Origin of the sequence: Rathayibacter sp. AY1C7, from assembly GCF_002931865.1 — a bacterium.
Classification (GTDB): Bacteria; Actinomycetota; Actinomycetes; order Actinomycetales; family Microbacteriaceae; genus Rathayibacter.
In genome coordinates, this window is sequence record NZ_PSWB01000036.1 from 25,161 (window position 1) to 34,682 (window position 9,522).

Below are 9,522 nucleotides of genomic sequence, written 5' to 3' on the forward strand. Positions count from 1 at the left end.
GGCGAGGAGGCCCCGCAGCTCAGACAGTGGTCTCGCCCGCCGGGCCCGAGGGGGCCGCCGCGCCGACTCCACTGACGGGCTCGCCCTGCCAGGACACGAGCGTCCACGCGTCGCCCGAGCCCTCGAGGACGACGACGCCGGTGTTGTCGAGCAGGTGGTCGGCGATGAAGCGCGCATCGAGGTCGAGGGAGCGCAGACCCGCCCAGCAGCGGATGGCGGCGCCGTGGCTGATCAGCGCGACGACCTCGTGCCCGAGCGCCTCCGCCTCCGCCACCACCGCGTCGTAGCGCGCCGCGAACTCGTCGCCCGTCTCGCCGCCCGCCAGCCGGATCGACGTCTCGCCGCCGGCCCAGCGGAAGACCGTGCCCATGTACTCCTCGACCGCCGCGTCGTCGCCGCGCATCTCGAGCCCCGCGGCCGCGACCTCGCGGATGCCGTCGCGCTCCATCGGCTCGAGCCCGAGGGCCGCGGCGAGAGGGGCGGCCGTCTCGTGGGTGCGGACCATCGTCGAGACGAGCAGCGCGCCGATCCCCTCGCCGGCGAGCCGACCGGGCAGTGCCGCGGCCTGGGTGCGGCCGAGGTCGGTGAGCCCGGGTCCGGGGATGCGGGTGTCGAGGAGCCCGGCGACGTTGGAGGGGGTCTGGCCGTGGCGGATCAGGAGGAGGCGCATCCGCCCACGCTAACCGCGGAGGCTGGGCTTCCGGGGCGCGCGGTCGCGCTCGCTCCCGCCGTTGTGCGGCGAGTGCGGCGCTGTCACGATGTGCGGGGACGCTCCCGGACCGGGAGCCGCAGACGGACGGGACGGGCGGACTTGGCCTCCGAAGACGGTTTCTCGAAGGACGAGCGCGCGGCGATGAAGCAGCGCGCGGCCGAGCTGCGGGCGGAGGCGAAGCGGCAGAAGAGCGCCGACAAGGCCGACGCCGACCGCAGGGACGCGGAGGCCGCGATCGCCGCGATGACCGACGAGGAGCGGCCGATCGCCCAGATGCTCCACGAGGTCGTCGGCGAGACCGCCCCCGATCTCCTCCCGAAGACCTGGTACGGCTTCCCCGCCTACGCGCGCTCCGACGGCAAGGCGATCGTCTTCTTCCAGCCCGGCGCGAAGTTCGGCACGCGCTACTCGACCCTCGGCTTCCAGGACGGCGCCCAGCTCGACGACGGCACGATCTGGCCGACCGCCTACGCGCTCGTCTCCGCCGACGCCGAGACGCGCGCCGCCGTCACCGAGCTGGTCCGCCGCGCAGCCGGGGCCTGACCCCGTGGCGCACGTCTACGACGAGATCGACGAGAGCCTCTCCTCCTGGATCCACGAGCAGCCGATGTGGTTCGTCGCCACCGCGCCCCTCGCCGCCGACGGGCACGTCAACATGTCGCCGCGCGGCCACGACTCGTTCTCGATCCTCGGCCCGCGGCGGGTCGGCTGGGTCGACTACACGGGCAGCGGAGTCGAGACGATCGCGCACCTGCGCGAGAACGGGCGCGTGTGCCTGATGTTCGCGTCGTTCGGATCGCGTCCGCGCATCGTCCGCCTGCACGGCACCGGCTCCGTGCACCTGCCCGGTTCGGAGGCGTTCACCGAGGTCGCGGAGCAGCACCCCGAGCACCCGAGCACCCGCGCGGTCGTCACCGTCGAGCTCACCCGCATCAGCGACGCGTGCGGCTGGGGCGTGCCCGTGATGGAGCCGGTCGGCGAGCGCGACCTGCTCCTCCTCCAGGCCGAGAAGAAGGGCCCCGACGGCATGGCCGAGTACCGCGCCACGCGGAACGCGGTCAGCATCGACGGGCTGCCGGGCTACCCGCTGGACTGAGCGGGCGGGAAGCGGCCGCAGCGCGGCGCGCACGAGCACGCCGACCGGCTCGAGCAGGGTCTCAGTGATGACGGCGAGCGGCTTCGACCCGGTCGGGCGGGAGTCGACGGAGAACCGAGTCCTCGTCATTCGTCAAGTCCTCGACCGCTGACCGCCGCTCAGCACGACCAGACGTGCATCACGGTCCGTCCCCCGTTCGGGAACCCCGGGTCGATCGACGTGTTCGTCGTCGGTGCGGGTCTGAAGCGGGCGCTCCTCGCGGGGACGATGACCGGCGGCCTCGTCGACGGGTACACCGCCGCCGTCTCAGGGAGATCGCACAGCGCGACGGGACCGGTTCGCGGAAGCACCCACGAGGACGCTTCGCACACGTCCCCAGGGGATGTACTCCTGGGACCAGTAGTCGGCCCGGATCTTCAGGAGGGGCCCTTCGACGGTGGCAGTCACCGTGATGGAGCGAGGGTCCCGGAGGGTTCCCGCGATGCGTGTCTGCGGGGTCCTCTCGAGCTCGCTCGACAACTGCTCGGGAGTGATTCGCGTCGGGAGGGACGACCGCGAGCAGCCGCCGGCATCCACCGGAGGAGCATTCGACGGTCCCGCTGACGAGCTCGCTCCCCTGTGGACGGTCGATGGCCGAGGCCGCCAACCGCGCTGGTGAGGCTCATCCATGGGTCGGGACGAGAGCGAGCTCCGGGGAGCTCCGGCCGATCCCAGGAGGGGCGGACGTGGAGCGCGGCTGAGGCCTGCTCGATCGACGGTCGGATCGGACGGCGTCCCTACCATCGGCCCCGCAGAGATCCCCTGGCCGATCCGCCCGCCGCTACCCCCGCTCGTCGACGGCCCGGATCGAGAACAGCTCCTGCGGGGTGCAGTCGAGCGCGTCGCAGATGAGCGTCAGCGTCGTGAAGCGGATCGCGCGGGCGCGGTTGTTCTTGAGGATGGAGAGGTTCGCCATCGTGATGCCGGTGCGGGCCGAGAGGGCGGTGAGGGTCACGCCGCGCTCGGCCAGCACTGCTCCGAGGTGGCAGTCGATCCAGTGCCTCTCGTCGTCGGCGGGCTCAGACAACGCCGTCGACGTCCCGTTCGAGCTTCGCGCCGGCGCGGAACGCCGCCGTCAGGGCGAGGGCCACCACTCCGGCGAGCAGGACGGGGACGGGCCACTGCGGCAGGTTCGTCCCGATGGCCTGGTAGTCGCCGCCGAGGAAGGCATCGCGCTGCTCGTCGGTCACCCGGCCGGCGGCGAACAGCAGGCCGATGCCGGAGCTGAGGTACAGGCCGGCCGCGGTGTCGGCGAGGCCCTGCGCCACTCCTCCGATCAGCAGGGCGAGGCTCAGACGGCGCCAGTTCGCGAGGACGAAGGGGTCGAACGGGCGTCCGGCCGCGATGCCGCGGAGGACCCGCAGGAGGAAGACCGTGGCGAGGACGATCGTGACCGCCTGGAGGAGGCTCGGCAGCGCACCGAGCAGGCGGAGGGAGAGGGCGGCGTCGGCGAGCGTGGGCGCGGTGCCCTCGCGCGGCTCGGCCTGCAGCAGCTGCGGGAGGCTCCGGAGCGGGAGGCGGCCGTCCGCTCCCCCGAAGACCAGCAGGGTGCGCCCGGTGGTGACGGTCCAGGTCTGCAGGAGCGCGGTGAGCACGGAGAAGACCGCGACGATGAGCAGGACCGCCCTGGCCACCCGGAACACGCGCGGACGCTCCCGGACCGGTCCGCTGGGGATGACACTCGTCATGGCGTGCTCCTTATCGATCGTCGATGTTATCGAGTATCGATACTACGCACGCCGGTCCGGCGATGTCGACCCGCGGAGCCCCGCCGACCACGGAGACGGCGGGAGGGGTGGTTGCCCGGGGCGAGGAGCCCGATCTAGCGTGGAGGGATGTCGGATGCGAGGGAGCGCGCCGCCCGGTACCGGGCCGGCGCCGCGGGCGAGGAGGAGGCGGAGCAGCCCGCCCTGCCGGAGGATCCGCTCGAGCGGGCCGCGTTCGTCGAGACGGCGATCCAGCTCGCGATCCGCCGCGGCGACTTCGACGACCTGCCGGGATCGGGGAAGCCGCTTCCGGACCTGGGCGCGGCCCACGACCCGGACTGGTGGATCCGCCGCAAGATCGAGCGCGAGAACCTCACCGGTATCGGCCCGGCCGCCTTCCTCCTCCGCGCCGAGGACCGCGCGCTCGACGAGCGCCTCGACCGCCTGCACCGCGAGGAGGAGGTGCGCGCCGAGCTCGCCGACTTCAACACGCGGGTGATCGAGGCGCGCCGCCAGCTGCTGGGCGGTCCGCCCGTCGTCACCCCGCTCCGGGACGTCGACGAGGAGGTCGCCGCCTGGTCGCAGCGGCGCGCCGATCGCGCCGCCGAGGCCGAGGCCCGGGCGGCCGCCGAGCCGGAGCGGTCCCGCCGCTGGTGGTCGCGGCGGCGCTGACGTCCCCGGAAACCGGACAGACCTGCCCCTCCCACTGGGGTCCCGCCCCGGGAAACCGGGCCGGAGCGCGCCTCCGAATCATGCGTACACATCAAGTCGACCGGAGTCCGCATGCTCACCGCCACCACCCCCGCACGCCTCCCGAGGGCCCGCACCTCGACCCTCGCCGCGCCGCCGCTCGCACTGCTCGAGCCCGACTCGGACCGGATGCTCGTCATCCGCGCCGCGGAGGGCGACGACCGCGCGTTCGCCACCATCGTCCGCCGCTACACCGCGCTGCTCCGCGCGACGGCCGCCCGCACCCTCCGCAGCAGCGCCGACGTCGACGACGTGGTGCAGGAGACGTTCCTCGCGGCGTGGACCCACGTGGACAGCGTGATCGACGGCGAGACCATCGCCGGCTGGCTCGTCACGACCGCCCGCCGCCGCAGCGTCGACCGGCTCCGCTCCAGCGTCTCGCGGCTGCGAGCCGAGCTGGACGACGAGTTCCCCGCCTCCGCTGCCGACGACCCGGAGCACGCCGCGCACTGCGGATCGCTCGCCGCCGACGCCAACCGGGTGCTCGCCGCGATGCCCCCGGCCCAGCGCCGCTGCTGGGAGCTGCGCCAGCTGGAGCAGTGCAGCTATGACGCGATCGCGCACGAGCTGGGGCTCACGACCTCGACCGTCCGCGGACTGCTCGCCCGCGCCCGCGGGACCCTCCGCACGGAGCTCGCCCACTGGCGCTGATCCGCGCTGCGGATCTCGGCGCAGGAGACCGGGCGGGGGCCTTCAGCGCAGGAGAACCGGCCCCGCGCCGATCCGCACCCGGAACAGCGAGTACGGGTACGTCCGCAGATCCGTGCCGCCCTGGTAATCGGCCTGGCGGTGCAGCTGGTTCGCGGTGACGTACAGGTGCTCGTCCGTCGCGATCGACATGGTGTCGGGCCAGAGCAGCCGCTCGTCGTGCACGATCGTCTCCATCGTGCCGTCGGTGCGACGGCGGACGATCGCGTTGTTCTCGTAGCTCGTGGCGTAGAAGCGGCCCAGCGCATCCGTCTCGAGGCCGTCCGCTCCCCCGCCCTTGTCGCCCTCGTCGACGACGGTCGCCGCGACGTCCTCGTCCGGCACCGACCGGTCGACCAGGGCCGCCGTCGCCACGCTGAACCAGCGGCGGGAGGCGAGCGGGCAGTACCAGAGGCGCTCGCCGTCGGCCGAGATCGCGATGCCGTCAGCGCCCATCGTCACCGGCTGCGGGTCGCCGTCGGCCGGGCGCTTCATCAGCACGCGGCCCTCGGCCATCGGCACGAGCTCCGGAGGAGTGAGCGCCTTCGTGCTCGGGTGGTCGTGCAGGCGGCGCCAGGCGGTCCCCGCCTCGAGGTCGACGACGATGATCCCGTTCGGGCCTGAATCGGCCGAGTCGGTGATGTAGGCGATGCCGCGCCGCAGATCGAAGCGCACGTCGTTGAGGTAGGTGGTCGGCAGGGCGACGTCCGGCTCGAGGACGATCACCTGCTCGACGGTGTCGGTCGCCAGGTCGACGCGGACGAGCTTCGGGCCGCCCTTCTTCGTCGGCTCGAACATCGGGCTGCCGGTGTCGAGGATCCAGAGCCGGTCGGCCGGATCGACGACGATGCTCTGCACCGATACGAGGGCGCCGGCGTCGTCGACTCCCGACGGCGTGTTCCAGGCCTCGTCCGGGTAGGGCACCGCCGCTCCGTCGACCAGCTCCACGACCGTGGCCGGGACCTCGTCTCCCCACTTGGGGAAGTTCACGAAGATCCGCCCGGTGTGCGAGACGCTGACGCCGGTGGGCATCGGCCCGCTGGTGAAGGCGTGCACGAGCTCCAGCTCGCCGAGCGGCTCGTCGACCGGGCGCGTGCTGCGGGTCTCGTCGGTCGGTCCCCAGAATCCCATGGTGCTCTCGCTGTCCTCCCGCCGGCGCGGGCTCGTGGCGGTCTCGGTGCCGGTCGGGTGCGGAGTCGGTGCCCGCCGCGACCGGTGCTCCTCATCCTGCGCGTCGGCGCCGGTCGGCGGGGAGGAGGTGGCGGAGGAGGCGGCGAGCGCCTAGCATCCGGCCGCAGCGGGCGACCCGGGAGCCGCGACCGAGGAGGCGGAGGAGGACCGGCCCGCGTCCGACTTCGGCACGGCCTTCGCGAAGGGGCTCAGCATCGAGACGAGGCAGTGCCCGGTGGAGCGGGTCGCCTCGGCGGCCGCTCCCGCCGCCCGCAGTGCACCGCCCCCCGCCGTCGCGCTCACCCGCTGGTCGGCGGATCGACGGACCACTGATCCGCCGGCCGTCCGCTTCCGGACATGACCGCTAGAGGGCGTTGCCACTGCGGCCGCTCACCTGCCACGGTCGCAGAGCGACCGACGACGGTCCACCGATCAGAAGGACCGAGGCCCGCTCATGGACGACTCCTCTTCGACCGAGACCAGCACGAGCGAGATGACGCCCGAGGTGCTGGCCGCGTTCAGCGACGCCTGGACCCGCCACGACCTCGAAGCGCTGATGAGCCACATGACCGACGACTGCGTCTACGGCGCGTCCGTCGGCCCCGAGCCCGGCCGCACCTGGACGGGCAAGGAGCAGGTCCGCGAGGGATTCGCGCTCATGCTCGCCTTCGACACCGGACAGGAGCGGCACGAGGAGGGGGCTCCCCTCATCTCCGGGACGCGCGGCGCGGCCACCTGGTCCTTCACCGGGACCGGCCCCGACGGCCGACCCCAGGTCACGCGGGGCTGCGACATCTACGAGTTCCGCGGCGGGAGGATCGCCCGCAAGGACGCGTTCCGGAAGGTCTACCGGGCGGACGAGGAGTAGTCCGCGTCGTCCTCCCTCGCGCAGCGGAGCCGGAGCGGCGTCCTCGTACCGGGTGGCCCCGCGCCTGCCCGCGGAGCTGATCGCACGGCTGGCCACGTCGGCGGGCAGCTGGGTCGTCGGGCAGGTGCTCACGACCGACGGCGGGTTCAGCCTGTGACCGGAGCGGCGGCGCAGCGGCTCCGGACCTAGTCGGAGGCGACGGCCCGCACGATCGCGCGGGCGACCTCGAGCACCTCGCGCTCGTGGCTCAGGTGCACCTCGTGCACCGCTCCGGGCCAGGACAGCAGCGGCGCGTCCAGGGCGGCGGCGACGCGCCGATGCGCGCGATGCAGGGAGGACCCGGGCCGGCGGTCCGCGGTCACCACGGCCGCGGGGACGGCGGGCAGCTGAGACTCGTCGAAGCCACGCGCCACCTGCTCCAGACCGGCGGCGGCGGAGGCGAGCCCCGGCAGGTCGACGTCCGCCATCGCGAGAGCGGCCGCGCGCGCGGCCGGGCTCATCGCGTGGCGCCTCGCCGACCGGGCGGCGCTCGTGCGCAGCAGCGCGGACAGCGCTCGGCCGAGCCCCGGCAGTCTCGAGAGCGTCGCCGTCGCCCGGGCCGTCCGCTCCACCTGACGCGCCAGTGCCGTGTCGTTGACGGGCGTCGGGTCGAGGAGCACGAGTCCCGCGACGTCCTCGGGATGATCGCGAGCGAGCAGCATCGCGACGGCACCGCCGAGACTCTGGCCGATCACGACGACCGGACCTGTCCCGAGGCCGGCCAGCACGGCGTGGACGGCGTCGGCGGCGTCGGTCAGTCCGCCGGCGACCTCCGACCCCGCTGTGCCCGGTCTGTCGTAGAGGACCACCCGGCAGCCCGGATCGACGATCAGGCCCTCGACCAGCCCGGGGAAGAACCCGTCGACGGCCTCGCCCCCGCCCGGCAGGAGGAGCACGGCCTGCCCGGACTCACCCCGCACCTGCAGCATCCGGCGAGCCTAGCCGGGGAGCCGTCCGGCGCCGACGACCGGCGCGGCCGGGCCCGGGGATGATGGGCGCATGGGAACTCGTGGGGCCGGAGTGCTGTGGGTGGTGAGCGCGCTCGCCTACGTCGGAGCGGAGGCGGTCGCCGCGTCCGCGTTCCCGGGCTACAGCTACGCACGGAACTACATCAGCGATCTCGGCGTGCCCGAGGTGGGCGTGTTCCAGGGGCGCGCGATCGACTCGCCGCTGCACGCGGTGATGAACGCCGGATTCCTCCTGCAGGGGGCGCTCTACCTCGCCGCCGCCGTCACGACCGTGCGGGCGGCGCGGGGCGGATCGCGGGGGCTGTTCCTCTCCCTCGCCGTGGTCTACGCCGTGGGCATCGCCGTGGTGGGCCTCGTGCACGGGAGCAGCGCCAGTGCGCAGAACGGGATCGGCGGCCTGCACGTGGTCGGCGCCGCGATGGCGATCGTCGGCGGCAACGCGGCCTCGATCGTCGCCGGTGCCGCGGCCCGGCGCGGCCGCGCCCCGTGGGCGCTCGGGACGGTCGGGATCGTGCTCGGCGCGGTCGGCCTGCTCGCGCTGCTGATGCTGCAGGTCGACACCCGCGTGCCCGGCGTCGATCTGCTGCCCGACGGCGTCTGGGAGCGCGCCTCCGTCTACGCCGTCACGGCCTGGCAGCTCGCGACCGGCCTGCGGCTGCTCCGGCGGCCGGAGGTGCCGCGGCAGCCGCGGCCTCCTCAGACCGCGGGCAGCGGCGCGCAGGTGCGCAGCGCCGTGCACCGGCTCTTCCAGCTCGGGATCCGGATCCCGGAGGCCCTCTCGGTCGTCGTGTTCGACGACAACCCGTGGAGTGAGCTGGTCACCCCGCCGCTCAGCGTCGTCCGTCAGCCGATCGACATGCTCGCCCGTCACAGCGTCGAGCTCGTCCTCGCCCGCATGCAGGGCCGCCTCCCCGACGCGCCGCAGCACATCGAGGTGCAGGCCGACCTCGTCATCCGCTCCAGCTGCGCCGCACCCCCGCGGCGCTGATCCCCCTCCCCCCTCCGAAAGGCACGCCATGTCCGATCCCGTCGTCGTCACCGCGATCTTCACTCCCGCCGAGGGGCAGCGCGACGCGCTCGTCGCCGCCCTCTCCACCGCCATCGCGGAGGTGCACGAGGAGGAGGGCTGCGAGCTCTACGCGATCCACGACTCGCCCGACGGCACCATCGTCATGCTAGAGAAGTGGACGAGCGGCGACCTGCTCGACGCGCACGGCGCCGGCGAGCCGGTCGTCCGCCTCAACGCGGCGATCCGCGGACTCGTCGCCCATCCTCCCGTCGTGACGCGGCTCGTCCCGATCCCGGCCGGCACCTCGCAGCAGGGCGAGCTCTAGCACCCGGGGGCGGGGCCGCTCCGGATCCGGATCGCGCGCCTCCCGCCGGAAACGCGCGCGAAACAGCGGAGGCCTACGGTCGGGAGCGACCCCGCCGCCCCGGCCAGCAGCGTGAACGCGACGACGTAGCCGACTCCGACCACGACGTACCAG

Annotated in this window: 13 protein-coding genes; 7 read left to right on the forward strand and 6 right to left on the reverse strand. The window is 73.8% G+C overall.

Going from position 1 to position 9,522, the window contains the following annotated elements:
* Window positions 1-19: 19 nt before the first annotated feature.
* The gene (locus C5C69_RS15450; RefSeq protein WP_104234558.1) at window positions 20-670 is read right to left on the reverse strand and encodes a histidine phosphatase family protein; all 651 of its coding nucleotides are present in this window, start codon (window positions 668-670) and stop codon (window positions 20-22) included.
* A 141-nt stretch (window positions 671-811) separates the two neighbouring features.
* Here C5C69_RS15450 and C5C69_RS15455 point away from each other — a divergent pair, with 141 nt between their 5' ends.
* Together C5C69_RS15455 and C5C69_RS15460 are read left to right on the forward strand one after the other, a co-directional pair.
* Window positions 812-1,255 (forward strand): hypothetical protein, encoded by a 444-nt coding sequence (locus C5C69_RS15455; RefSeq protein WP_104224881.1) that lies wholly within the window; start codon window positions 812-814, stop codon window positions 1,253-1,255.
* A gap of 4 nt (window positions 1,256-1,259) precedes the next feature.
* Window positions 1,260-1,808 (forward strand): pyridoxamine 5'-phosphate oxidase family protein, encoded by a 549-nt coding sequence (locus tag C5C69_RS15460; RefSeq protein WP_104234560.1) that lies wholly within the window; start codon window positions 1,260-1,262, stop codon window positions 1,806-1,808.
* A gap of 820 nt (window positions 1,809-2,628) precedes the next feature.
* Here the strand turns inward: C5C69_RS15460 and C5C69_RS15465 are convergent.
* Window positions 2,629-2,874 carry a helix-turn-helix transcriptional regulator gene (locus tag C5C69_RS15465; protein ID WP_181067874.1) on the reverse strand — a complete coding sequence of 82 codons (246 nt, stop codon included), beginning with the start codon at window positions 2,872-2,874 and terminating at the stop codon, window positions 2,629-2,631.
* Window positions 2,867-3,535 carry a hypothetical protein gene (locus tag C5C69_RS15470; protein ID WP_104227364.1) on the reverse strand — a complete coding sequence of 223 codons (669 nt, stop codon included), beginning with the start codon at window positions 3,533-3,535 and terminating at the stop codon, window positions 2,867-2,869. Before C5C69_RS15470 ends, C5C69_RS15465 begins: the two co-directional genes overlap by 8 nt.
* Before the next feature lie 147 nt (window positions 3,536-3,682).
* Here C5C69_RS15470 and C5C69_RS15475 point away from each other — a divergent pair, with 147 nt between their 5' ends.
* Both C5C69_RS15475 and C5C69_RS15480 read left to right on the forward strand, forming a co-directional pair.
* Window positions 3,683-4,225, forward strand: a complete 543-nt coding sequence (locus C5C69_RS15475; RefSeq protein ID WP_104234561.1) for a DUF1992 domain-containing protein — start codon at window positions 3,683-3,685, stop codon at window positions 4,223-4,225.
* A gap of 111 nt (window positions 4,226-4,336) precedes the next feature.
* Complete coding sequence (locus C5C69_RS15480) at window positions 4,337-4,954, forward strand: RNA polymerase sigma factor (RefSeq protein ID WP_104234562.1); 618 nt, start codon at window positions 4,337-4,339, stop codon at window positions 4,952-4,954.
* 42 nt (window positions 4,955-4,996) lie between these two features.
* On the opposite strand, the gene C5C69_RS15485 is transcribed toward C5C69_RS15480, so the two are convergent.
* Both C5C69_RS15485 and C5C69_RS15490 read right to left on the reverse strand, forming a co-directional pair.
* Window positions 4,997-6,121, reverse strand: a complete 1,125-nt coding sequence (locus C5C69_RS15485; RefSeq protein WP_104234563.1) for an L-dopachrome tautomerase-related protein — start codon at window positions 6,119-6,121, stop codon at window positions 4,997-4,999.
* A gap of 150 nt (window positions 6,122-6,271) precedes the next feature.
* A complete protein-coding gene (locus C5C69_RS15490; protein WP_104234564.1) occupies window positions 6,272-6,490 on the reverse strand; it encodes a hypothetical protein in 219 nt (72 codons plus the stop codon).
* Between the two features lie 124 nt (window positions 6,491-6,614).
* Here C5C69_RS15490 and C5C69_RS15495 point away from each other — a divergent pair, with 124 nt between their 5' ends.
* Window positions 6,615-7,028 carry a nuclear transport factor 2 family protein gene (locus C5C69_RS15495; protein ID WP_219812389.1) on the forward strand — a complete coding sequence of 138 codons (414 nt, stop codon included), beginning with the start codon at window positions 6,615-6,617 and terminating at the stop codon, window positions 7,026-7,028.
* A gap of 185 nt (window positions 7,029-7,213) precedes the next feature.
* Here the strand turns inward: C5C69_RS15495 and C5C69_RS15500 are convergent, their stop codons facing one another.
* Complete coding sequence (locus tag C5C69_RS15500) at window positions 7,214-7,996, reverse strand: alpha/beta fold hydrolase (RefSeq protein ID WP_104234565.1); 783 nt, start codon at window positions 7,994-7,996, stop codon at window positions 7,214-7,216.
* A 70-nt stretch (window positions 7,997-8,066) separates the two neighbouring features.
* On the opposite strand from C5C69_RS15500, the gene C5C69_RS15505 reads away from it, so the two are divergent.
* Window positions 8,067-9,023: a DUF998 domain-containing protein gene (locus C5C69_RS15505; protein ID WP_258065290.1), complete on the forward strand. Its 957-nt coding sequence runs from the start codon at window positions 8,067-8,069 to the stop codon at window positions 9,021-9,023.
* Window positions 9,024-9,051: 28 nt separating this feature from the next.
* On the forward strand, window positions 9,052-9,369 hold the full coding sequence (locus tag C5C69_RS15510) for a putative quinol monooxygenase (RefSeq protein ID WP_104224889.1): 318 nt from the start codon (window positions 9,052-9,054) through the stop codon (window positions 9,367-9,369).
* The last annotated feature ends 153 nt before the right edge of the window (window positions 9,370-9,522 follow it).